Here is a 21,548-nt window from a genome sequence, read left to right as displayed (position 1 = left end):
CGGTACGGCCGGCGCGCCCGCCCTCCCAGAGGCAGGCGTCACCACCACCAGTGCGTTCCTCACACTTATGCTGAGTCCCACTATGTGGGGAAGAATCGACGGCCTCAGGGTGCTGGACCTCGGCACCCCCGGCCCGCTGCGCGCTGAACTCAACGGCCTGGTCCTGTCCGGCGCCAAGACCGCCACGGCCGGGCTCATGGAGTCCGACTACCGCGCCGAGGGCGAGGACCTGGAGCTCGTCGGCGAACACCTGGTCCTGGTCGACGACCACGGCGGCCGGGTCGGCGAGGTGTCGGTGACGTCCGTGGAAGTAGTGGCGTTCTCCGCGGTGACCTGGGAGTTCGCGCAGGCGGAAGGCGAGGGCTTCCGCTCGGTCGAGCACTGGCGCGAGGTCCACCGCCGCTACTGGGCGGGCGAGGGACAGCAGGTGGACGACGAAACAGAGGTCGTCTGCCTGCACTTCCGCCTGGTCACCGCTTCGTAGGCCAGTCGTCCTCAGGCGAGACGAAACTGCCCCGGGCCGGAACGGTGTAGATCCAGCCCTCCTCCCGCAGCAGCGCCATGGCCCGCCTGACCGTCTCGCGCGCCACGTCGTACTGCTGCTGAATGGTCGACTCGGGCGGAACCGGCCGGCGCGGCCGAAGCTGCCCGGACACGATGCGCTCCCGCAGGTCATGCGCGATCTGCCGATAGAGCGGCGTCTTCCGCGCGGCCCGCGGCGCGTCCTCCGGCGCCCCGACGAACGTCCCCTCGCCTTGGACCGTGTAGATCAGCCCTTCCTCACGCAGCATGTGAATCGCCCGCCGCGCCGTGGTCCTGGCCACCCCGAACTCCTGCTGGATGTCGGCCTCACTCGGCATCGGCTGCCCGGCGGTGAGCTCCGCGGCACGGCGGCGTAGAACCTCCGCGATCTGGATGTAGACGTGGGTGTCACCGTCGTAGTCGATCACATCCGCAAGATAGACGAACAGGTACGAGCCCCTACATAACGCTCCTACTGAATAGACGGATCGATCGTTCTCACTAGACGTGGCGATACAACTAGACGTATTCTTTAGATGTGCTGGAAGAGCGGCAGTGCATGTCACCTCATCCGGCTCCCGCGCAGCCCCGGGCACGGCAGATCGACTGGGACGTCGCGGTCCCTCGGGCGGAGCGGGTGCGGGTCAAGGACCATACGTGCTGCTGCGGGAGGGTGTACTACGAGCTCTGCCAGGGTGGCGGGCAGCGGTTCATACGGCGTTACACGAGGGAGAGGAAGCGGGTGATCGTGCATGAGTCGACGTGGCTTCCTGCGGCGAAGACGAATGAGATGTGGGCGCGCCTGCTGCGTGGGGAGGCGTACTGACAGCGCTCGCGTGCGGGCATCGCGAGGCGGGCGGCGGGTCTTCGACGGTTGAGACAGCTCGGTGTGCCAGCGGCTTCAGAAGCATTCAGGCTTCCCTTATGCGGCGCCGGACCCCCTTCTTTTCCCCTTGGGTTCTGGCGTGCCATGGGTCGGTGTCGGGACCCATGGGTGGTCGCGGGTGGTGCTCCGGCGCGGGAGCTAACGCCCGCGGCCACCGAGGGATGTGCCAGTTTGTCCCCGCGGAGCGACTCCACCGAAGGCTTCGCGGGGGCTCCCAGAGCGTTGACTTCACGCGGTTCGCAAGGCGTGACGCGCCTGGAGACCTTTTAGGTTCGGCGCGCACCGTGGGCCTGTTGGCGGCCCATGGGCAGTCGCGGGCGGGCGCCCAGGCCCGGGACCCGTCTGCGGCTGCCGAAGTCGGCCAGACGCTTGGGATGTCCCGGTCGCGGGGCCTCATTCAGCGGTCGTAGGCGTTCAGGCGCCGAGGGATGGCTGGCCGGTCTTGTCGTTCTGCCAGATCGCGGGGGTCAGGGCGAGGGTCCGGGTCAGGACGCGGACGGTGACTCCGGCGTTGGGAGGATTCCCATGATCGGCCACATCCGACGGGGACGGAATCCACCGCCCAGACGTCGTCGCTCTGATGACCTGACTGACCAGGCCGGATGCGGCTCAACGCAGGAATCAATCATCTAGACACCGCTGGCCTACGTTGTGGGCTGTCGGAATCAGGGGCCACGATCACGTGACCGGCGCCGTGGCGTTGGTCGGATCACGTGGTGCTGGTCCAGGCCGAGGGCTTCGTCTCCCCCTCGGCCGGGTGGAGCTGGTCCCCGCAGGTCATCCCAGAATTGAACCCCTGCGGGGACCCCGCCCTTCGAGGCTCTCGGGCAGGTTTCTTGGCTAGGTCCCCCTCCCTGTCCGAGGCAGATCTGCCGTGTGCGCGTCCCAGCGCAGTGGGATGCGTACTCGGCGGTTCACTTTGGTGCGTGGCCTCTGCTGCGGGAGCCACGCCGCCGAATGGCGCTGCGGCGCCGTCGACTGGCGTGGCCTCGGCCTCCCTCCCTGCGTTGCCGGGGCCACGCCTTTCGCCTTGCTTCCGGGCTGGGCGCCTTCCGCCGGGGAGTCGCGCGCCCAGCCCGGTTCACGCGCGGGATGACGCCTGCGTCTCGCGCCGGGGCCCCCGTGGGCGGGTCTGGGGGTCGCTCACGGGTGTCTCCGCACGGTGCCCTCCGGCTCGTCTCCGCGGGAGAGCCGCCCAGGACGTCACGTGAGATTCAGCGGGCAGCTGCTTGCGGGGGCGTGACCGTGCCCGGCGGGCAGGAAGCCTTGGCAAGGCATGGCACAGAGGGTGCGAACCGGGCGCCTCAGTGGGGCTTCGGCGGGGATGCGAGAGGAAGCGATGCTCGCGGTGGGCCGCCCAAGGATTGGCACGGGGAGTGCTCGCGTGGCAAGGCCGGCGTGGCTTGGCGTATAGGGGTGCTCGTGTGAGGTGCGCGCAGGGCCGGTGTGGCTTGGCGCGGGGGAGTGTTCGCGTGGCGTGGGCGCGGCGGGGCCGGCGAGGCCTATCGCACGGTGGGCTCGCGTGGGGCTTCCTGCGCACGTGGTCCTGCGCACGTGGTCCTGCGCACGGGGGACTGCACGCGGGGGACTGCGCGCGGGGGGCTGCGCAAGGGAGGCTGCGCACCGGGGTGGCCTGGCCGGTGGTGCTGCGGCGCCGGGGGTGCTCGGGCGGTGGTACTTCGCGCGAGGGGTGCCCGGGTGAGGTGCTGCAGGGGGTGCTCGCGGCTTAGCCGGCGAGGGTGGCGCGCTGCCTCGCGGTGGGGGGTGCGGGGGCGCTGCGCGGGTCTCATGTGCGGTGTTGATCTGTGCTTGTGCGCGGGGGTCGTTGTGTGGGCTGACTCCCGGGTGTGCTGTTCAGTTGTGGGTGCGCGAGGGGGCGCTCGCGCGGGTGTCGCGGGATTGCACCGCCGGTACGGCCGGCGTTTCGGCTAGGCTTTCAGCCTGGGTACGCGGACCGGTTGGTTCGACAGGACCTCGTGCTGCAGGCGCTGGAGCTGGGTCGATGGTTCCAGGCCCAGTTCCGTGTGCAATGTCGACCGAATCTCTTGGTATGCCAGCAAAGCGTCACTTCGCCGTCCGGCGTGATTCAACGCGGAAATCAGCTGCTCGTGCAACCATTCATTGAATGGGTACTCAGCTATCAGCTCGCGTAGCTCCCCGATGAGTTCCACGTGGCGGCCCAATTGGCTGTCCGCTTGGATGCGTAGTTCGATCGCGCGCAGGCGTTGTTCCATTAGGCTTTGCGTGTGCGTCGCCAGAATGGTGCCCTGCGGGACATTCGCCAGCGGTAAGTCGGTCCACAAATTCAGCGCTTGGTGCAATATCGGCGCCGCCTCTGCCGCGCGGCCCTGCTCCAGATGCGTACGGCCTCGTGTGACGAGCGCCTCGAACTTGTCTGCGTCCAGCGCCCCCGCGGGGAGCCGGAGCATGTAGCCGGGCCACTTGGTGACGAGGAGTTCCTCGTCGGTGCCCGACCGGTCACGGTCGATGAGTTTCCTGACCTGGTAGATGTACGTCTGCGTGGTCGTGACCGCGGTCCTGGCGGGGTTGTCGCCCCACAGTTCCTCGACCAGGGTCTCGATGGGGACGACGCGGTTGGCGCGCAGGAGCAGAAGCGCCAGCACGCGCAGGACTTTGGGCGGTGTGGGTGTGCATACACGGCCGTTATCAAGGACTTCCAGTGCCCCCAGAACTTTGAACTCCAGCATTTTACCTACCCCGTTGAATGCGGATCGAAGCGCATGGAGACGGGCGGAGGCAAGCCGCCGCCCATCTTCGATTTGGCATGGGAGTTGACTCAGAATAAGCAGACCCGGCAAGGAATGGCAACGGTCGAAAGTCTGGTTGCGCTGTCAATTCCGTGTTGGTATTGTCTGCTCCCCGATTCACTTGGTGAGCACGAGGGCGGCGTTGAAGCCGCCGAATCCGCGGGCCACCACCAAGGCTGTGCGCAGGGTGCGCTCGCGGGGCCGCCCGAGGACGAGGTCGAGACCGAGAGATCGCACGGGGTCTGTCGTTCCCACTGTCGGCGGAATCACACCATCACGCATGCTCAGCAGGGCTGTTGCCACGTCTAATGCCGCGCCACCGGCATAAAGACGGCCGGTCATGGTTTTGGGCGCAGTAACCGGCACTTTGTGGGGACCGAAAATAGCGTTCAAGGCCTCCGCTTCGGCCCGGTCCGCGTGGGGCAGGCCCATGGCGTCGGCGAACACGACGTCGATCTCGTCAGGACGCAGTCCCGCGTCTTCCAGCGCGAGCGTGATGGCGCGGGTCAGCGTGGGCGGGCGTTCCCGCTCGGGGGGAGGGTCAAATGTCGCGGCATATCCGGCTATATAGCCATAAATCCGCTCATCCTCTCCGACGATGCGCTGGCCGTCGATGCGTTCTCCGTCGATGCGCTCGACGGTGAACATCGCACCGCCCTCCCCGGGCACGTAGCCACATGCCTTCTCGTCAAACGGCACATAAGCCCGAGAAGCATCGGAGAGGGTACTCAACCCGCCGTTGGACAGCTGGGCGACCAGACCGTAGGGGCACAGGGAGGCGTCGGTACCCCCGACCAACGCCAGCCGGGCCCCCGAGCGCAGCATCCGCCGCGCCTGCCCGACCGCGTCCAGTCCGCCCGCCTGTTCGGTGGCGATCGCCGCGCAGGGTCCACGCATCCCGTTGCGGATGGAGATCTGTCCCGTGGACGCCGCGTAGAACCACGCGATCGACTGATAGGCGCCCACGTGGTCGGGCCCCTTGCCCCAGAGCCCGGTCATCTCCTTCTGCCCGAACTCCGTCCCGCCGGACGAACTCGCGGTCACGACGGTCATCTCGTACTCGGGCAGGTCCGCCGGCCGTACTCCCGCGTCGGCGAGCGCGCGGTCGGCGGCCACCAGGCCCATGTGGGTCCAGTGGTCGGTCTGGGTGGTGATCCGGCTGGGCAGCAGTTCGCGCGCGGTGAAGTCCCGCACCTCGCCGGCCAGCCGCGCCGGGTAGGAGGCGGGGTCGAACCTGGTGATCGGGCCGATGCCGCTGCGGCCGGCGAGCGTGGCCGCCCAGTACTCTTCGGTGGTGGTGCCGTTCGGCGCGACCACGCCGATGCCCGTGACGCCGAGGCGTTCCCTCACGAATCTCCCTTCTCGTGCTTGGCCAGCACCATGGCGGTCTGGAACCCCCCGAACCCGCTGCCGACGCTCAGCACCACGTCGGTCCTGTGGTCGCGGGCCGTCAGCGGTACGTAGTCCAGGTCGCATTCCGGGTCGGGGTGGTGCAGGTTCGCCGTGGGCGGGACGATCTGGTGCTCGATCGCGAGGGCGGAGGCGGCGACCTCGATCGCGCCGATCGCCCCGAGCGAGTGCCCGACCATGGATTTGATCGAGCTGACCGGCACTTCGTAGGCGTGTTGCCCGAGGCTGCGCTTGAAGGCGGCGGTCTCGTGGCGGTCGTTCTGCTTGGTCCCCGAGCCGTGGGCGTTGATGTAGTCCACGGCGGTGGGGTCGAGCCGGGCCTCGCCGAGGGCGACGGTGATGGCCTCGGCCATCTCCCTGCCGTCGGGCTTGAGCCCGGTCATGTGGAAGGCGTTGCTGCGCGCGGCGTATCCGGCCACTTCGGCGTAGATGTGCGCGCCGCGCGCCCGTGCCGCTTCGAGCTCTTCCAGCACGAGTACGGCCGCGCCCTCCCCGAGCACGAACCCGCTGCGCGTCCGGTCGAAGGGCCGGGAGGCGGAGGCGGGGTCGCTGGTGTCGGCGGTGGTGGCCTTGATGGCGTCGAAGCACGCGACGGTGATCGGTGAGACGGGCGCGTCGGTGGCTCCGGCGATCGCCACGTCCACGGTGCCTTCGGCGACGAGCTGCGCGCCGTACCCGACGGCGTCGAGCCCTGAGGTGCACCCGTTGGAGACGAGCTGTACGGGACCTTCGGCCCCGCTCTCCCAGGCGACCTCGACGGCCAGCGTGCTCGGCACCATGTGCCCGTACAGGTGGGGTACGCCGTACTCGTGGTCGAGCAGCCAGCGCTTGCCGGCGTCGCTGAGGACCACGTACTCCTCTTCGAGGCTGACCGTGCACCCGACCGCGCTGCCGAGGCTGACCCCGATCCGGCCGGGGTCCACCTCCGGCAGGCCGCTGTCGGCCAGTGCCTCGCGGGCGCTGATGACGGCGAACTGGGCGGCGCGGTCCATCCTGCGTACCTGGCGGGCGGTGAGCCCCGCGGCGGCGGGGTCGAAGTCGACCTCGGCGGCCAGCGGCGAGCGGAAGGCGCTCGCGTCGAAGGCCTGGATGAGGCGGGTGGCCGAGCGTCCGGCGGTGAGCATCTCCCAGGTGGCCTTGGTGCCCACACCCCCCGGTGTGACCATGCCGATTCCGGTGATCACGACCCGGCGTCTCACAGCCGCGCCCCGCCTACCTGGGGGGAGGACTCGTGAGCGTGGGGCGGCTCCTCGGTGTCGACATGGCCGAGTTCCGGACGGGGGGCGAGCGGGCTGAGGTGGAAGACGGCCTCGCCTTCCTCGGCGCCGGTGTTGACGAGCCGGTGCTTGGCGCCGATGGGCACCATCAGGCCGTCGCCGGGGCCGAGCTCGACCGACTCGTCCTCCACGCGCATGGTGAGCGTGCCGCGGACGACGTAAAGGAACTCCTCGGAGTGGGGATGGTAGTGCTCGGCCACGAACTCGCCGGGCGCGAGCCTGAGCACCCCCATGAAGCCCGAGGTGCTCCGCACGGTCTTCGGGCTGAGCAGGACCCGGATGTCGCCGCCTCTGCGCCTGTTGGGGACGACATCACTAGCGGTGATCTTCATGCCCGCAACACTGCCAAAGCCCGTTGGTGCGGACTTCCAGGCCCAGTCGAGTGGCGTTGGTTAGCGCCTACAGTGTTGCGTATGATCCGCCGAATCCCGATGGACGTCGCGCAGGTGGTGGCGGTCATCGCGGTCACGATCGTGGGAACCGCCTTCATCGCGCGGGAGTCGCCGCCCGGTTCGCTGCCGCTGTGGCTGGGTTTTCTGCTGCTGACGGCGATGTCGCTGCCGCTGCTGCTCCTGCAGAGGGCTCCGGTGGCGGCCGTGGTGGCCGTCATCGCCGGTGCGCTGGCGTACCAGGGTCTCAACTTCCCCGGGGGTGCGTCGACGATCCCGCCGTCGATCGCGTTGTTCACGGTGATGAGCGCCGGTTACCGCAGGCTCGGGGGAGCGGGCGCGCTGGTCTGGCTGGTGGGCACGCTGATGCTGGGCTGGTTCGGCACCCGCCCGCCGGGCCTGCAGGGCACGGTGTGGTTCGTGACCTGGCTGGTCGCGATCCTCATCCTGGGCGGGATCTCGCGCAACCGCCGCGAGCAGCTGATCGCCGAGCGCGAGCGGGTCGCCCAGGCCGAGCGCGCCCGCGAGGAGGAGGCCAGGCGGAGGGTGACCGAGGAGCGCCTGCGCATCGCCCGCGAACTGCACGACCTGCTGGCCCACAGCATCTCGGTGATCAACCTTCAGGCGGGCGTCTCCGAGCACCTCATCGACCGCGATCCCGAGCAGGCCCGCCGGGCGCTCGGCGACATCCGCCGGGTGAGCAAGGAGGTCCTGGTGGAGCTGCGGGGCGCGCTCGGGGTGCTGCGCGACGTGGACGAGGGCGAGGAGCCGCTCGCGCCCGCACCGGGCATGGACCGCCTTCCCGAGCTGGTACGGCGGGCCAGGTCCGGCGGCGTCGAAGTGGATCTCACGTTGCCCGCCGACTGCCCCCCACTCCCGAAAACCGTAGATCTAGCGGTTTACCGGATTGTTCAGGAAGCTCTGACCAATATCATCAAACATGCAGGGGCGGCCCGCGCCGAGGTGTCGGTGCGGTGCTCGGCCGGCGAGCTGCTGGTGGAGGTACGCGACGACGGCGTGGGCGGCACGCCGGGCGAGGGGAACGGACTGGTGGGCATGCGTGAGCGCGCGGCGTCGCTGAACGGCGCCTTCGACGCCGGTCCCGCGCCCGGCGGCGGCTTCCTGGTGGCGGCCCGGCTGCCGGTGAGGGGGCTGGCCGCGTGATCCGGGTGGTGCTGGCCGACGACCAGCCGCTGATCAGGGCGGGCCTGCGGGCGCTGCTGCACTTCGAACCGGACATCGAGGTCGTCGGCGAGGCCAGCGACGGCCGTCACGCACTGGAACTGGCCGCGACGTCAAGACCCGACATCGTCCTCATGGACGTGCGCATGCCGGAGATGGACGGCATCGAGGCCACCCGCCGCATCGCCGAGAACCCCCGCCTGGACGGGGTGCGCGTGGTCATCCTGACCACCTTCGAGCTGGACGAGTACGTCTTCAAGAGCCTGCGCGCCGGTGCCAGCGGCTTCCTGGTCAAGGACACCGAGCCGGCCATGCTGCTGCAGGCGATCCGGGTGGTGGCCGGGGGCGAGGCGCTGCTCACCCCCGGCGTGACCAGGCGCCTGATCGACGAGTACGCCGCCAAGTCGACGGAGGACCGCCCGACGCCCGAGCTGGACGTGCTGACCGACCGCGAGCGCGAGGTGGTCGCGCTGGTCGCCGCGGGCCTGTCCAACAAGGAGATCGCCGAGCGCATGGTGGTCAGCCCGGCGACCGCCAAGACCCACGTCAGCCGGGCCATGATCAAGCTGAGCGCGCGCGACCGGGCGCAGCTCGTGGTGATCGCCTTCGAGTCCGGCCTCGTCACGCCCCGCAGAAGGCTCTGAAGAACCTCACCAGGTCACGGGCAGTTCGGGCAGGCCGCGGATGAGGTGCCCGCCCTGCGGGCGCAGCTCCTCCACCGGTACGGCCAGCCGTACCCCCGGCAGGCCACGCAACATCCCGGCCAGCGCGATCTCCAGCTCCAGCCGGGCCAGGCGGGCACCCAGGCAGTAGTGCATGCCGTGGCCGAAGGTGAGGTGGGGGTTGTCCTCGCGGCCGACGTCGAACACGTCCGGGTCGTGGAAGACGCTCGGGTCCCGGTTGGCCGAGGAGATCGCGGGCAGCACGGCCTCGCCGGCGGCGACGGTCACGTTGCCCAGCTTCACGTCCTCCGTGGCGATCCGCAGGAGGCCGCCGCCGGTGGTGAGGGCGTTGTAGCGCAGCAGTTCGTCCACGGCGGACGGCAGCAGGCCGGGGTCGGCGCGCAGCCGTTCCAGCTCGGCGGGGTGACGGAACAGGCACAGGAACGACAACGCGATCTCGCTGGCGGTGCTGAGGAAGCCGCCGGTCAGGACGGTGGCGCCGAGCATGACCAGTTCGTCCTCGCTGAGCCGGTCACCGGAGTCGCGCATGGCGATCAGCTCGCTGACCAGGTCGTCGCGCGGGTCGGCGCGCCGGTCGGCGATCAGCCCGGCCAGGTACCGCTTGAGCTCGGCCCGGGTGGCCGCGACCTGCTCGGGCGGGTACTGGGTGAGGCTGAGCAGAACGTCCACGAAGCCCGCGATGGTGTCGCGGTCGGCGGCGGGCACGCCGAGCAGCTCGCAGATGACGGTGATCGGCAGCCGCCTGGCGAACAGCGAGACCAGGTCGGCGGGCGGCCCGGCCTCCTTCAGCGCGGCGACGAGCAGGTCCACCTCGCGCTCGATGACCGGGCGCAGCGCGGCGGTCCTGCGGTTGTTGAAGGCCGGTGAGACCAGCCGGCGCAGCCGCGTGTGCTCGGGCGGGTCCATGCTGAACATCGAGTTCGGGTCCGGCGGGATCGGCTGCAGGCGGGGCGCGCCCGGCCGGGTGGTGTGGGCCCGGCTGAAGCGCTGGTCGCCCATCACGGCCTTGTTGTCCTCGTAGGTGGTGACCAGCCAGGCGGTGTCGCCGGTCGGGAAGGTCACCTTGCTCACCGGCTCCTCCCGCCTGAGCTGCTCGAACTCGGGCGCCGGCTCGCCGGGGCAGCGGGGGACGAAGGGGAATCTGCGCATCCCCCAGCCATACCGGGCGGCCGTCGTGCGGACGTTGAGCGGCGCTGGAGACGACTCGGGCACCAAGGAGACACAAACCCGGCACAAGATCCGGGTGCCAGCATCGCTGCCGACGGACCGGCCCCCGAGCGACGGGAGTGGATGCCCATGGCGCCATCGCTGCTTCCCTGGCGACAGCCGCGCTGGTTCAGCACGCTGTTCATGACCGACCTGTGGGAGCGATTCAGCTTCTTCGGGATGATGGCCATCCTCTTCCTCTACGCGACCAGTCCCGACGGGCTCGGCATGCCTCCCGGCAGTGCGGGCGCCCTGGTCGGGCTCTACATCTCGGCCACGTTCGTCGCCTCGGTGCCGGGCGGCTGGCTGGGCGACCGGGTGTTCGGGCCGCAGCGCGCGGTCCTGTTCGGCGCGATCCTCATCGCGTGCGGCCACCTCACGCTGGTGGTCCCGGCCGAGGCGACGTTCTACCTCGGCATCACGCTGATCGCGGCCGGTACCGGCCTGCTCAAACCCAACCTTTCCGCGCTGCTCGGCTCCTTCTACCCGCCCGGCCAGGCGGCCGAGCGCGAGGCGGCGTTCTCCGTCTTCTTCGTCAGCATCCAGGTCGGCGCGCTGCTCGCGCCGCTGATCACCGGCTTCGTGGGCGAGACCGTCGACTGGCATCTCGGCTTCGGCACCGCCGCGATCGGGATGGGCATCGGCATCGCCGTCTTCGCCCGGGGCCGCAGGCACTTCGGCGAACTCGGCCGCGAGCCCGGTCAGCCCGCCGATCCGGCCGCCCTGCGGCGGCTGCGGCTCTGGAGCGCCGTGGCGGTGGCCGTCGTGGCGGCGGGGCTGATCGCCGCCGCCGTCCGGGGGGTGCTGCGGGTGGAGGTGCTCGTGGCCGTGGTCGGTCTGCTGGTACTCCTCGCGCCGCTGCCGTACTCACGGGCGATCCTCAAACGGGCGTCGGCGGACGAGCGGGTACGGCTGCGCGCCTACGCCTGGGTCTTCCTCACCACGGCCGTACTGTTCCTGCTGGTCAGCCAGAGCAACTCGGTGCTCAACCACTTCGCCGCCGTCTCGACCGACCGGCAGGTGGGCGGGTTCCTGGTTCCGGCGAGCTGGTTCCAGTCGCTGCATCCGCTGTTCGTGCTGCTGGCCGCGCCGGTGCTGGCGCGGGTGTGGGGCGGGCCGGCGGGGCGGCTGGCCGTACCGGTGAAGCTGGCGGCGGGGCTGGTGATCGCGGCCGGCAGCTTCCTGCTCATGGTCTTCGCCGCGCAGAGCCCGGCGGCTTCGCCGCTGTGGCTGGTCGTGGTCTACCTGACGCTGTCGATCGCCGAACTGATCATCGGCACGGTCGGGCTCGGGGTGACCGCCATGGTCGCGCCGGCCGGGGCCACCAGCCAGCTCATGGGGCTGTGGTGGCTGGCCGGGGCGGTCGGCGCCGTCGTCGGCGGCCAGCTGGCGCGGCTGGCCATGCCCGGCGGCGCCGGACCACAGGCCGCGCAGGGCCCCGGGCCCGGCTACTTCCTCGTGCTCACGATCCTGCCCCTTCTCGTCGCGGCCGCGCTCGCGCTGGCCCGCACCCGCATCGCCGCCCGGTTGCGACCGGGCCCCGCAAACCCGTCCTTCCAGCTCACCACCGATGGAGGTCCCGTATGACCAGCGAGATGACCGCGCCCGCCGTCAGCGCAGAGCCGCTGTGGCGCCTGGGCACGGCCTACTTCAGCCGCAAGACGGTGCTGACGGCGGCCGAGCTCGGCGTCTTCACCACCCTGTCCGGCGCGCCCGCCTCGTCCGACGAACTGGCCAAACGCCTGGAGCTGCATCCACGCGGCGCCCGCGACTTCTTCGACACGCTCGTCGCGCTCGGCGTGCTCAGCCGCGAGGGCGAGATCTACCACAACACCCCGCTGGCCGAGCACTACCTCAACTCCGACCGCGCCTCCTACGTGGGCGCCTTCCTGAACGCGGCCGACGCCCGCTGGAACCAGCTCATCGACGCCCTGCGCACCGGCGAGCCGCAGAACCGGTGGGGCTCCGGCGCGCAGATGTTCACCGAGCAGTACCGCACCACGGCCGCCTGGCGGAACTTCACCGCCGGCATGGACTACCTCAACGGCATGATCGGCCCGGTGCTGGCCGAGGCGTTCGACTGGTCCACGGTCACCTCGGTGGTCGACGTGGGCGGGGCGCGCGGCAACCTGGCCGCGGCGATCCTGCGCGGACACCCGCACATCGAGGCGGGCGTCATGGACCTGCCCGGCGTCGAGCCGGTCTTCCACGAGCACATGACCCAGCTCGGGCTCTCCGGGAAGATCACCTTCCATCCGGGCAACTTCTTCGACGACCCGATGCCGGGCGCGCAGGCGCTGGTCATGAGCCACGTGCTGCACGACTGGGGGGTGAGCGAGCGCGAGCAGCTCGTGGCCGCCGCCTTCTCCGCGCTGCCGTCCGGCGGCGTGCTGCTGATCTGCGACCCGATGATCGACGACGACCGCCAGGGCCCGGCGGGAGCGTTGCTGACCAGCCTCAACATGCTCATGGTCACGCCGCACGGCTCGGAGTACACGCGGGCCGACTGCCGCTCCTGGCTGGAGAAGGCCGGGTTCAGCGGGCTGACCGAGGCCGACCTCGGTACGCACAACACGCTCATCACCGCCCGCAAGCCATGAGCGAGACCGAGGTCCTGATCGTCGGCGGCGGTGTGGTCGGCCTGTCGGCCGCCGCCTTCCTGGCCTGGCACGGCGTCTCCTGCCGGGTGGTGGAGCGCCGCGCCGACCTGTCCATCCATCCGAGGGCGCGCGGCTTCAACCCGCGCGCGGTCGAACTGCTGCGCCAGGTCGGCCTGGAGCCGGCCGTACTGGAGGCCAGCAAGGGCTTCGCCGGGCACACGATGCGGGCCCGCGTGGAGAGCCTGACCGGCAAGGAGATGTTCCGCGCCGATCTGCCCACCGCCACCGACCTCGACCGGCTCAGCCCGTCGCCGTGGGCGCTGTGCAGCCAGGACCGGCTGGAGCCGCTGCTGCGCGAGCACGCGGTGCAGTTGGGCGCGCGGGTCGACTTCGGCGTCGAGCTTTCGGCCTTCGAGCAGGACGGCGACGGCGTCACCGCGACCGTGCGCAGCCGTGGCGACGGCTCGGCGGAGCGGATCAGGGCCCGGTACCTGATCGGCGCGGACGGGGTGCGCAGCCGCGTCAGGCAGCGCCTCGGCATCGAGCTCAAGGGCACGCCCGCGCTCCTGCGCCAGCTCAGCATCGTGTTCAAGGCCGACCTGCGCGAGTACCTGGGCGAACGCCGCTTCGCCATCTGCCAGGTGGTCAACGACACCGTCGAAGCGCTGCTCGTCCACGACGACACGCTCACGCAGGGCACGCTCTACATCCAGTACGACCCGGCCAAGGGCCAGAGCTCGGCCGACTACCCGTGGCCCCGCTGCGTCCAGCTGGTCAGGGCGGCGATCGGGGCGCCGGGGCTGCCGGTGCGCATCCTCGACACCCAGTCGTGGGAGCTGTCGGCACTGTCGGCCACCCGGTACGGCGAAGGCCGCGTGTTCCTCGCCGGGGACGCGGTCCACGTGATGCCACCGGTGGGCGGCTTCGGCGCCAGCACCGGCATCCAGGACGCGCACAACCTGGCCTGGAAGCTCGCCCACGTGCTGCGGGGCAAGGCGGGACCCGAGCTGCTCGACACCTACGAGGCCGAGCGCGCCCCGGTGGCGGAGTTCACCGTCGAGCAGTGCCTGCGCAGGGTCACCTCGGGCACCGGCTTCGGCCGCCCGGCCGCCGACGCGGGGCTGCTCGACGACCTGACGCTCACGCTGGGCTTCCGCTACGGCGAGGGCGAGTACGCCGAGCCGGCGGGCGAGCCGGGCACCCGGGCGCCGCATGTCCAGCTGGGCGACGGCCGCTCGACGCTCGACCTGTTCGGGCGGGAGCCGTGCCTGCTGACCGGGTCCGCCGGTGAACGCTGGCGCGCGGCCGTACCGGATCTCGACGTGCACGTCGTGTGGGCGCCGGAGTTCGCCGCGCGCTACGGCGTGGAGCGGGACGGGGCGGTACTGGTGCGGCCGGACGGCATCGTGGCCTGGCGCGGCGGCTCGCCGGATGAACTGCCGGACGCGCTGGCGCGCGTCCTGTGCCGGGCGACGCGGTGAGGGGAGTGGTCATGCACCTGCTGGAGCAGATCGCCAAGGCCGGAGTGTTCTGGATCTGGTTCCCGGTGCCCGAGGAGGAACGCGCCGAGGAAGAGGAGCGGCCATGGTGAACGCCGGGACCCGCCAGGGCGTGGCGCTGCCGCTGGTCGCCGTGGCGCTGGCGCAGTTCCTGGCGATGGTGGACCTCAACATCACCGCGACCGCGATGCCCGCGATCGTGGGCGAGTTCGGGCGGCTGGACCTGTTCGCCTGGGTCACCACCGGGGCGGTGCTCGCCTCCACCGTCACCACCCCGCTGTACGGCAAGCTCAGCGACGTCCTCGGCCGCAAGCAGGTCTTCATCCTGGCGCTGGCCCTGCTGACCGCCGGGTCGGTGCTGTGCGCGCTGGCCCAGTCGATGCCGCAGCTCGTGCTGTTCCGCATCGTCCAGGGCGTCGGCGCGGGCGGTCTCATGGTCTCGGCCATGGCCATCTACGCCGAGCTGCTCACCCCCGAGCAACGCATGCGCTACCAGATCTGGTTCGCCACCACGCTCAACGCCTCGGCGGCGATCAGCCCGTTCCTGGGCGGCCTCATCACCGACTGGATCAACTGGCGCTGGACGTTCTGGCTGACCGTGCCGGTGGCGCTGATCTCGGTCGCGCTCATCGCCAGGACCCGGTTGCTGCCGCGGCCCGAGACGCGGGTGCGCATCGACTACCTGGGCGCGGCGCTGCTCGGCGGCGTCTGCACCTGCCTGGTGCTGGTCAGCAGCTGGGCCGGCGTCGCCCACGCGTGGGGCTCGCCGGTCGTCGTCGGTCTCGGCGCGGCTGCGATCGTCCTGGTGATCGCCTGGCTGCGGGTGGAACGGCGGGCCGAGCAGCCGATCATCCCGCTGCGGCTCTTCCGCGACCCGGTGCTCGTCGTCGCGAACGTCCAGGGCTTCGTCACCGGTCTCACGATGTTCGCGGCGGTCACCTTCCTGCCGTTGCTCATGGTGGCGCGCGGCGAGTCGGCGACCGGCGCCGGGCTGGCGCTCATGCCGCTCACCGCCGGGTCACTGATCGTCTCCCTGGGCCTCAGCTCGTTCATGGCCCGCGCCGGACGGCCGCAGATGTTCGCCGTGCTCGGCGGCGTGCTGCTGACCGGCGGGCTGGTCGCGCTGGCCGTGGCGGAGGGGGCGGCGATGCTGGCCGGCGCGCTCGTGTTCGGCGTCGGGCTGGCGTTGATCTTCCAGGTCTACTCCGTGGCCGTCATGAACCACGCGCCCCGCCGCGACCTCGGCTCGGCGATCGGGCTGCAGTCGCTCAGCCGCCAGCTCGGCGGCACGCTCGGCCTGGCCGCGCTCAGCGGCGCCTTCCAGGCGCGGCTGGGGGCCGAACTGGCCGCCCGCGTGCCGGAGGACCAGCTCACCCGGGCCGTGGCCGCCGCCGGCGACCCGGAGACGGTCAGCGCGCTGCCCGAGGCGCTGCGCACGGCGGTCACCGGCGGCTACGGCTCGGCGCTCACGCTGGTCCTGCTCGCCGCCGCCGTCTGCGCGGGCGTCGGGCTGCTGGCCACCCTCCTGCTCAAACTGCCCACTCCAACGAAGAAAGGGAGCGACCATGACCGTGTTCACCCTGGACGACCTGCGGCGCATCATGAGGGAGGCCGCGGGTGAGGGAGAGGCCGTCGACCTGGACGGCGACATCCTCGACACGCCTTTCGCCGACCTCGACTACGACTCGCTGGCCGTACTGGAGATGACCGTGCGCGTCGAGCGCGAGTTCGGCGTCAAGCTCGGCGACGACGAGGTCGGCGGCGTGAAGCTGCCGAGCGAGTTCATCGACCTGGTCAACAGCCGCCTACAGCCGGGGGAGTAGCCGGCCACGCCCACTGCGTCCGCCGGGGTAGGCGCAGAAGCCTCCCTGCGGCGGACGCCCCCTTCCGACCTGGACTGACAGGCTGGTGAACCATGGACAACCTGCTGTTGTCGAGGTTGCAGTTCGCGACGACGACCTCGATCCACTTCCTCTTCGTCACGCTGACGCTGGGGCTGGTGCTGTTCGTGGCGGGCATGCAGACCGCCTACACGATCACCGGAAACCCGGTCTACCGCCGCATGACGAAGTTCTGGGGCAAGATCTACGTCGTCAACTACGCGGTCGGCATCGTCACGGGCCTGGTGATGGAGTTCCAGTTCGGGCTGAACTGGAGCGGCCTGTCGAAGGTGACCGGCAACGTCTTCGGCGTGCCGCTGGCCCTGGAGACGCTCATCGCGTTCGTCGCCGAGGCCACCTTCCTCGGCATGTGGATCTTCGGCTGGGACCGGATCCGCAAGGGCGTCCATCTGACGCTGATCTGGCTGGTGGCGCTCACCGCCTACGCCTCGGCTTTCTGGATCATGGTCGCGAACGCGTTCCTGCAGCATCCGGTGGGCTACGAGATGCGCGGCGACCAGGCCTACCTCACCGACTTCGGCGCGCTTGTGGCCAACAGCAACCTCATCGACACGCTGCTGCACGTGATCTCCGCGGCCGTGCTGGCCGGCGGGCTGTTCGTGGCCGGGATCAGCGCCTATCACTTCATCAAGCGCACGCGGGAGGTGGAGGTCTTCCGCCGGTCGATGCGCTGGGGACTGATCGCCGCCCCGATCGGCGCGTTCTCGATCATCCACTGGGGCTTCCTGCAGGAGGTCGTGATCGAGAAGACCCAACCGGCCAAGCTCGCCCAGATGTACGGCGAGCCGGAACGGCTGGCGGCGGCGCAACAGGCCATGGAGCAGCAGTTCGGGCCCGGTGACTGGGCGCCGCCGGGGTGGATCGGCGTGCCGTACCAGATCATGATGAACAGCGCCTTCGTCATGGCGCTCATCCTGCTCGTCTGCCTCATCCTGCTGTTCCGCAACTGGGTGGTAAGGCTGCGCTTCCCGCTCTACGTGCTCCTGATCATGGTCCCGCTGCCGTTCGTCGCGGTGATCTCCGGCTGGCTGGTGCGGGAGGTGGGCCGTCAGCCATGGACCGTCTACGGCCTGCTGACCACCGACAAGGCCGTCTCCGATCTCCCGGCCGCCGTCGTGCTGATCTCCTTCGTCGGGTTCACGTTGGTGCTCGGCACGCTGGCGGTCGTGGATTACGTGCTGATCGCGCGCTTCGTCCGGAGAGGCCCGGACGACGAGCTGTTCGGCTCCACTCTCGACCAGGTGGCCAAGCCCGCCTCTGCCCACAGCTTCTGAAGGAGCAGACCATGGACCTTCTCTGGCCGATCCTGCTGGGCCTGCTGTTCGCCGGATACTTCGTCGTGGACGGGTTCGACATCGGCGCCGGGCTGCTGCTGCGCCGCCTCGGCGGCGGCGAGTACGAGCGGCGGGCCGTCCTCACCTCCATCGGACCCTTCTTCCTGGGCAACGAGGTGTGGCTGGTGGCCGTCGGCGGCGTGCTCGCCGGCGCCTTCCCGCTGATGAAGGACCACCTGCTCGGCGGTCTCTACCTGCTCATCGTGGCCGGGCTGCTCATCTGGGTGGTGCGCGACGCGGCGATCTGGTTCCGCAGCCGCCGCCCGTCGCCGCGCTGGCGCGCCGGGTGGGACGCGATGCTGGGCGGGTCCAGCGGCGTGTTCGCCGTCTTCTGGGGGCTGCTCGTGGGCGCGCTGCTGACCGGCCCGCCGCCGCTGACCGACCGCTGGCTCGTGGCCGGGATCAACGCCGCGGTGTGGGCCCTGGTGATGGTGCTGCTGTTCACCACGCACGGCGCCGTCTTCCTGGCCGCCCGCCTGCCCGCCGACCTCGCGGCCCGCGCCACCGCCACGGCCACCCGCCTGTCGCGCCCCGCCGCCGGGCTGCTCGCGCTCGCCTCCCTCGCCCAGCTCGCCGTGCCCGGCCCCGGCGGGATCGCCACGACCGCGCCGGTCGTCCTGCTCGGGCTGCTCGCCGCCGCCGCGCTCTGGGCCGCCCCCGCCGCCCTCGCCAAGTCCCGGTACGGCAGGGCCGTCGCGCTGACCTCGTTCGCGGCGGCCGTACCGGCGGTGCTGGCGAGCCTGCGCCTGGCCGGTGGCCTGTCGGACGTCACCGCGGACCCGGCGACGCTGAGCGTGCTGAGCGGCTTCCTCGTCGTCATCGTGCCGGTGCTGGCGGCGATGCAGGCATGGATGTGGTGGACGTTCCGCCGCCGGGTGCACGCGGGCACGGTGGTGTTCTTCTGACCCTGAGTGGTGTCCTTCCGGCCCCGCGTGGTGTTCTTACGGACCCGCGCGGGAAAAGGCCCCGGGGCGGTGTTCCGTCCCGGGGCCCGCGTGCGCACTCAGCCCAGCCGGCGGCCGGGCGTGTGCGCTCGACCCGGCCGGCGGCCGGGCGTGTGTGCTCAGCCCAGGCGGCGGCCGGGCGTGTGTGCTCAGCCCAGGCGGCGGCCGCTCACCAGCGTCTCGGCGTAGCTGAAGGCGTATCCGGCGCCGACCTCGACCGGTGCCAGCGAGGCGAGATCCTCGTCCGCGCCGGGCAGCAGCCGGAACGCGCCCGAGCCACGCCACACCGGCCCGAACTCCACGTCCCGCACCGACGAGGCGACGAGCTGGTGCAGCGGCTTCTCGCCCGGCACCCAGGCCGGGAAGTGCCGGTTGTGCACCAGCGGCACCGTGTGCAGGTGCGGCGGCTCGGCGGGCTCGGCCAGCGTCACCGCCACCTCGGCCACCCGCCGGTCGCGCACCGCGAGGCTGGCGCTGAAGCGTCCGCCGGCGGCCATGCGCGGCCCCGCCCTGCCCACCTGGACCGGCCTGGTCAGATGCACCGACCCGAACTGCTTCGGCATGCCCTGGACCCAGCCGCGCATCAGCGGCACCGCCTGGTCCACCCACGCGTACGGGCAGCGCGCCATCGGCGACCCGCCGAACGAGCAGCCCAGCAGGATCAGAAACTCCGAGAACCGGCTGCCCGCCGGGTCCTCCAGCTCCGCGCCCGACTCCGAGCACCACTGCCACTCGGCGAACACCGCGGCCGCGGCCCCCGGATCGGGGCCGAGCTCAAGCTCCGGTGGCAGGAAGCGGGCGGCGGCGGCCGCGTCGACGCGGTAGTCGACCATGACCACCTCGCCGGAGAAGTACCAGGGCGGCGAGGTGAGGGAGGAGGAGCTTCCGGACGGGGACAACGGCAGGGAGTACCCGGTCAGCGTCATGTCCCGCAGCCTAGGAAGCGCCGGGGAGATCGGCAATGAGCCTCCATCCCGCCTGGCGCGGGCCACTAACCAGGCTCAATTCCCTCATTAGGATGAGGATCGTGGGGATCGAGGGCGGGCCGTGGGAAGGGCTGGTCAGCGCTCCGGCGCGGGTGCCGCTCAGCTCCCGGCCCTGGCGCTCGGTCGCCTACCTGCTCGGCGGCTTCCTCGTCGCGGTCGTCTGGCTGGCCGGGACCGTCGTGCTGCTCGTCGTCGGTGTGGTGACCGTCCCCATCGTCGTCGGCGTGCCACTGCTGCGCCTGCTGCCGCGCTGGGCCGAGACGCTCGGCCGGGTCGAACGGGCCCGGCTACGCCTGGTCGACGGCCGCCCGGCCCCAGACCCACACGGCGGCCGCCATCATGGCAGGCCGCTGCTGCGCGAGGCGGCCACCTGGCGCGAGGCCGGGCACGGGCTGCTGCTCTGCCTGCTCGGCCCGCTCAACGCCGTCGCCCTGCTGGTGCTCGCGCTGCTGGCCGGCGGCCCGCTGCTGGCCCCGTTCTGGCGCCTGCTGCCGTTCTCGCCGTCGGCCAACCCGTCCTGGCAGAAGGTCACCTCCGACCCGGCGCTCGCGTGGGGGGCCTCGCTGGCCGGGCTGCTGCTGCTCGTCCTGGGCGCCTACCTGGTGACCGCCGTCGCGGCGGCCGAGGCCGGGCTGGCCCGTACGCTGCTCACGCAGCCGCCGGAGGAAGAACTGGAGCTGCGGCTCATCGAGGTGGACCGCTCGCGGGCCCGGCTCGCCGACGCCTTCGACAGCGAGCGCCGCCGCCTCGAACGCGACCTGCACGACGGCACCCAGCAGCGGCTCACCGGGCTGATGATGACGCTCGGGCTGGTCAAGATGGAGCTGGCCGGAGCCGACCCCGAGGCCAGGAAGCTGGTCGAGCGGGCCCACCGGGAGGCGGGGGAGACGCTGGCCGAGCTCCAGGACCTCGTACGCGGCATCCATCCGCCCATCCTGACCGACCGTGGGCTCGAAGGGGCGCTGGCCGAGGCCGCGGAGCGGTGTCCGGTGCCGGTGACCGTACGCGTGGAGACCTCGCACGGACGCCCGCCCGAGTCGGTGGAGTCCGCTCTGTACTTCGCGGGCTGTGAGGCGCTCACCAACCTCGCCAAGCACAGCGGCGCGAGCGGCGCCGAGTTGCTGCTGCGCGACGCGCCCGGCCGCATCGTGCTGCAGGTCGGCGACGACGGCGTCGGCGGCGCCGACACCGCCGCCGGCACCGGGCTGGTCGGCCTGGCCGACCGGGTGGCGGCGGTGGGCGGCACGGTCAGCCTGTCCAGTCCGGAAGGCGGGGGAACGACCCTGCGGGTGGAGGTTACGTGGACGTCGTGATCGCGGACGACGCGGTGCTGCTGCGCGAGGGGCTGCGCCACATCCTGGAGCGCTTCGGCCATCGGGTCGTGGCCTCCGTCGGCGACGCGCCGTCGTTACTGGCCGCCGTCGACCGGCACCTGCCGGACGTCGCGGTCGTGGACGTGCGGATGCCGCCCGGGTTCCGCGACGAGGGGCTGCGCGCGGCCCTGCGCATCCGCACCGAGCACCCGAAGGTGGCGGTGCTGGTGCTGTCGCAGTATGTCGAGCGCTCGTACGCGATGGAGCTGCTGGAGTCGGGCTCCGGGCGGGGCGTCGGCTACCTGCTGAAGAACCGGGTGGGCGAGATCGAGGACTTCCTGGACGCCGTCACCCGGGTGGCCGCGGGCGGCACCGCCATCGACCCCACGGTGGTGGTGCGCCTGCTGGAGAACCGCCAGGACCCCGGCCTGGAGCGCCTGACGCCGCGCGAGCGCGAGGTGCTCGCGCGGATGGCCGAGGGCCGGTCCAACAGCGCGATCGCGCGCGAGCTCGTGGTCACCGAGGCGGCCGTGCTCAAGCACGTGGGCAACATCTTCGCCAAGCTCCTGCTGGAGCCGAGCGACGAGGAGCACCGCCGGGTCGCGGCGGTGCTCCGATACCTGCGCGAAGGCGCCCGCTAATCGCCCG

The 21,548-nt window shown here is 71.2% G+C and carries 19 protein-coding genes; 12 read left to right on the top strand and 7 right to left on the bottom strand.

The window, feature by feature from the left end:
* Positions 1 to 82 precede the first annotated feature (82 nt).
* A complete protein-coding gene (locus tag ACIBKY_RS19830) occupies positions 83 to 484 on the top strand; it encodes an ASCH domain-containing protein (RefSeq protein WP_397098097.1) in 402 nt (133 codons plus the stop codon).
* Here the strand turns inward: ACIBKY_RS19830 and ACIBKY_RS19825 are convergent.
* The 5 genes from ACIBKY_RS19825 to ACIBKY_RS19805 form a co-directional block, all read right to left on the bottom strand.
* Positions 471 to 950 (bottom strand): GntR family transcriptional regulator, encoded by a 480-nt coding sequence (locus tag ACIBKY_RS19825; RefSeq protein WP_397098096.1) that lies wholly within the window; start codon positions 948 to 950, stop codon positions 471 to 473. The genes ACIBKY_RS19830 and ACIBKY_RS19825 overlap by 14 nt on opposite strands.
* A gap of 2,386 nt (positions 951 to 3,336) precedes the next feature.
* Positions 3,337 to 4,116: a BTAD domain-containing putative transcriptional regulator gene (locus ACIBKY_RS19820; RefSeq protein WP_397098095.1), complete on the bottom strand. Its 780-nt coding sequence runs from the start codon at positions 4,114 to 4,116 to the stop codon at positions 3,337 to 3,339.
* Positions 4,117 to 4,293: 177 nt separating this feature from the next.
* On the bottom strand, positions 4,294 to 5,526 hold the full coding sequence (locus ACIBKY_RS19815) for a ketosynthase chain-length factor (RefSeq protein ID WP_397098094.1): 1,233 nt from the start codon (positions 5,524 to 5,526) through the stop codon (positions 4,294 to 4,296).
* On the bottom strand, positions 5,523 to 6,785 hold the full coding sequence (locus ACIBKY_RS19810; RefSeq protein ID WP_397098093.1) for a beta-ketoacyl-[acyl-carrier-protein] synthase family protein: 1,263 nt from the start codon (positions 6,783 to 6,785) through the stop codon (positions 5,523 to 5,525). Before ACIBKY_RS19810 ends, ACIBKY_RS19815 begins: the two co-directional genes overlap by 4 nt.
* On the bottom strand, positions 6,782 to 7,195 hold the full coding sequence (locus ACIBKY_RS19805; RefSeq protein WP_379618167.1) for a cupin domain-containing protein: 414 nt from the start codon (positions 7,193 to 7,195) through the stop codon (positions 6,782 to 6,784). The genes ACIBKY_RS19810 and ACIBKY_RS19805 overlap by 4 nt, the downstream gene beginning before the upstream one ends.
* An 81-nt stretch (positions 7,196 to 7,276) precedes the next feature.
* On the opposite strand from ACIBKY_RS19805, the gene ACIBKY_RS19800 reads away from it, so the two are divergent.
* Together ACIBKY_RS19800 and ACIBKY_RS19795 are read left to right on the top strand one after the other, a co-directional pair.
* A complete protein-coding gene (locus ACIBKY_RS19800) occupies positions 7,277 to 8,416 on the top strand; it encodes a sensor histidine kinase (RefSeq protein WP_397098092.1) in 1,140 nt (379 codons plus the stop codon).
* Positions 8,413 to 9,078 carry a response regulator gene (locus ACIBKY_RS19795; RefSeq protein WP_397098091.1) on the top strand — a complete coding sequence of 222 codons (666 nt, stop codon included), beginning with the start codon at positions 8,413 to 8,415 and terminating at the stop codon, positions 9,076 to 9,078. Before ACIBKY_RS19800 ends, ACIBKY_RS19795 begins: the two co-directional genes overlap by 4 nt.
* A 6-nt stretch (positions 9,079 to 9,084) precedes the next feature.
* Here the strand turns inward: ACIBKY_RS19795 and ACIBKY_RS19790 are convergent, their stop codons facing one another.
* Positions 9,085 to 10,266 carry a cytochrome P450 gene (locus ACIBKY_RS19790; protein WP_397098090.1) on the bottom strand — a complete coding sequence of 394 codons (1,182 nt, stop codon included), beginning with the start codon at positions 10,264 to 10,266 and terminating at the stop codon, positions 9,085 to 9,087.
* A 147-nt stretch (positions 10,267 to 10,413) separates the two neighbouring features.
* On the opposite strand from ACIBKY_RS19790, the gene ACIBKY_RS19785 reads away from it, so the two are divergent.
* The 7 genes from ACIBKY_RS19785 (at position 10,414) to ACIBKY_RS19755 (ending at position 18,562) form a co-directional block, all read left to right on the top strand.
* Positions 10,414 to 11,910 (top strand): peptide MFS transporter, encoded by a 1,497-nt coding sequence (locus ACIBKY_RS19785; RefSeq protein ID WP_397098089.1) that lies wholly within the window; start codon positions 10,414 to 10,416, stop codon positions 11,908 to 11,910.
* Positions 11,907 to 12,923, top strand: a complete 1,017-nt coding sequence (locus tag ACIBKY_RS19780; protein WP_397098088.1) for a methyltransferase — start codon at positions 11,907 to 11,909, stop codon at positions 12,921 to 12,923. Before ACIBKY_RS19785 ends, ACIBKY_RS19780 begins: the two co-directional genes overlap by 4 nt.
* On the top strand, positions 12,920 to 14,404 hold the full coding sequence (locus ACIBKY_RS19775; protein ID WP_397098087.1) for an FAD-dependent monooxygenase: 1,485 nt from the start codon (positions 12,920 to 12,922) through the stop codon (positions 14,402 to 14,404). The genes ACIBKY_RS19780 and ACIBKY_RS19775 overlap by 4 nt, the downstream gene beginning before the upstream one ends.
* A gap of 103 nt (positions 14,405 to 14,507) precedes the next feature.
* The gene (locus ACIBKY_RS19770) at positions 14,508 to 16,043 is read left to right on the top strand and encodes an MFS transporter (protein WP_397098086.1); all 1,536 of its coding nucleotides are present in this window, start codon (positions 14,508 to 14,510) and stop codon (positions 16,041 to 16,043) included.
* Positions 15,988 to 16,245 (top strand): acyl carrier protein, encoded by a 258-nt coding sequence (locus tag ACIBKY_RS19765; protein WP_379618182.1) that lies wholly within the window; start codon positions 15,988 to 15,990, stop codon positions 16,243 to 16,245. The genes ACIBKY_RS19770 and ACIBKY_RS19765 overlap by 56 nt, the downstream gene beginning before the upstream one ends.
* Positions 16,246 to 16,337: 92 nt before the next feature.
* Complete coding sequence (locus ACIBKY_RS19760; RefSeq protein ID WP_397098085.1) at positions 16,338 to 17,597, top strand: cytochrome ubiquinol oxidase subunit I; 1,260 nt, start codon at positions 16,338 to 16,340, stop codon at positions 17,595 to 17,597.
* An 11-nt stretch (positions 17,598 to 17,608) separates the two neighbouring features.
* Entirely contained in the window at positions 17,609 to 18,562 is a 954-nt protein-coding gene (locus tag ACIBKY_RS19755; protein WP_397098084.1) for a cytochrome d ubiquinol oxidase subunit II, read from the top strand.
* Positions 18,563 to 18,750: 188 nt separating this feature from the next.
* Here the strand turns inward: ACIBKY_RS19755 and mppR are convergent, their stop codons facing one another.
* Positions 18,751 to 19,527: an enduracididine biosynthesis enzyme MppR gene (gene mppR, locus ACIBKY_RS19750; RefSeq protein WP_397098083.1), complete on the bottom strand. Its 777-nt coding sequence runs from the start codon at positions 19,525 to 19,527 to the stop codon at positions 18,751 to 18,753.
* A gap of 92 nt (positions 19,528 to 19,619) precedes the next feature.
* Here mppR and ACIBKY_RS19745 point away from each other — a divergent pair, with 92 nt between their 5' ends.
* Positions 19,620 to 20,900: a sensor domain-containing protein gene (locus ACIBKY_RS19745; protein WP_397098082.1), complete on the top strand. Its 1,281-nt coding sequence runs from the start codon at positions 19,620 to 19,622 to the stop codon at positions 20,898 to 20,900.
* A complete protein-coding gene (locus tag ACIBKY_RS19740; protein WP_397098081.1) occupies positions 20,888 to 21,541 on the top strand; it encodes a response regulator in 654 nt (217 codons plus the stop codon). Before ACIBKY_RS19745 ends, ACIBKY_RS19740 begins: the two co-directional genes overlap by 13 nt.
* Positions 21,542 to 21,548 lie beyond the last annotated feature (7 nt).

Origin of the sequence: Nonomuraea sp. NPDC050394 (assembly GCF_044459065.1) — a bacterium.
Lineage (GTDB): Bacteria > Actinomycetota > Actinomycetes > Streptosporangiales > Streptosporangiaceae > Nonomuraea.
Note: the sequence above shows the minus strand (reverse complement) of the source record. Positions and strands in the feature narration are given on the sequence as shown.

What these genes read in the sequence shown, in the direction of transcription:
- mppR (WP_397098083.1), bottom strand. Translation starts at nt 19,527, where the DNA reads ATGACGCTGACCGGGTACTCCCTGCCGTTGTCCCCGTCCGGAAGCTCC.
- ACIBKY_RS19830 (WP_397098097.1), top strand. Translation starts at nt 83, where the DNA reads ATGTGGGGAAGAATCGACGGCCTCAGGGTGCTGGACCTCGGCACCCCC.
- ACIBKY_RS19765 (WP_379618182.1), top strand. Translation starts at nt 15,988, where the DNA reads ATGACCGTGTTCACCCTGGACGACCTGCGGCGCATCATGAGGGAGGCC.
- ACIBKY_RS19790 (WP_397098090.1), bottom strand. Translation starts at nt 10,266, where the DNA reads ATGCGCAGATTCCCCTTCGTCCCCCGCTGCCCCGGCGAGCCGGCGCCC.
- ACIBKY_RS19785 (WP_397098089.1), top strand. Translation starts at nt 10,414, where the DNA reads ATGGCGCCATCGCTGCTTCCCTGGCGACAGCCGCGCTGGTTCAGCACG.
- ACIBKY_RS19760 (WP_397098085.1), top strand. Translation starts at nt 16,338, where the DNA reads ATGGACAACCTGCTGTTGTCGAGGTTGCAGTTCGCGACGACGACCTCG.
- ACIBKY_RS19800 (WP_397098092.1), top strand. Translation starts at nt 7,277, where the DNA reads ATGATCCGCCGAATCCCGATGGACGTCGCGCAGGTGGTGGCGGTCATC.
- ACIBKY_RS19780 (WP_397098088.1), top strand. Translation starts at nt 11,907, where the DNA reads ATGACCAGCGAGATGACCGCGCCCGCCGTCAGCGCAGAGCCGCTGTGG.
- ACIBKY_RS19770 (WP_397098086.1), top strand. Translation starts at nt 14,508, where the DNA reads ATGGTGAACGCCGGGACCCGCCAGGGCGTGGCGCTGCCGCTGGTCGCC.
- ACIBKY_RS19775 (WP_397098087.1), top strand. Translation starts at nt 12,920, where the DNA reads ATGAGCGAGACCGAGGTCCTGATCGTCGGCGGCGGTGTGGTCGGCCTG.
- ACIBKY_RS19820 (WP_397098095.1), bottom strand. Translation starts at nt 4,116, where the DNA reads ATGCTGGAGTTCAAAGTTCTGGGGGCACTGGAAGTCCTTGATAACGGC.
- ACIBKY_RS19745 (WP_397098082.1), top strand. Translation starts at nt 19,620, where the DNA reads ATGAGGATCGTGGGGATCGAGGGCGGGCCGTGGGAAGGGCTGGTCAGC.
- ACIBKY_RS19805 (WP_379618167.1), bottom strand. Translation starts at nt 7,195, where the DNA reads ATGAAGATCACCGCTAGTGATGTCGTCCCCAACAGGCGCAGAGGCGGC.
- ACIBKY_RS19755 (WP_397098084.1), top strand. Translation starts at nt 17,609, where the DNA reads ATGGACCTTCTCTGGCCGATCCTGCTGGGCCTGCTGTTCGCCGGATAC.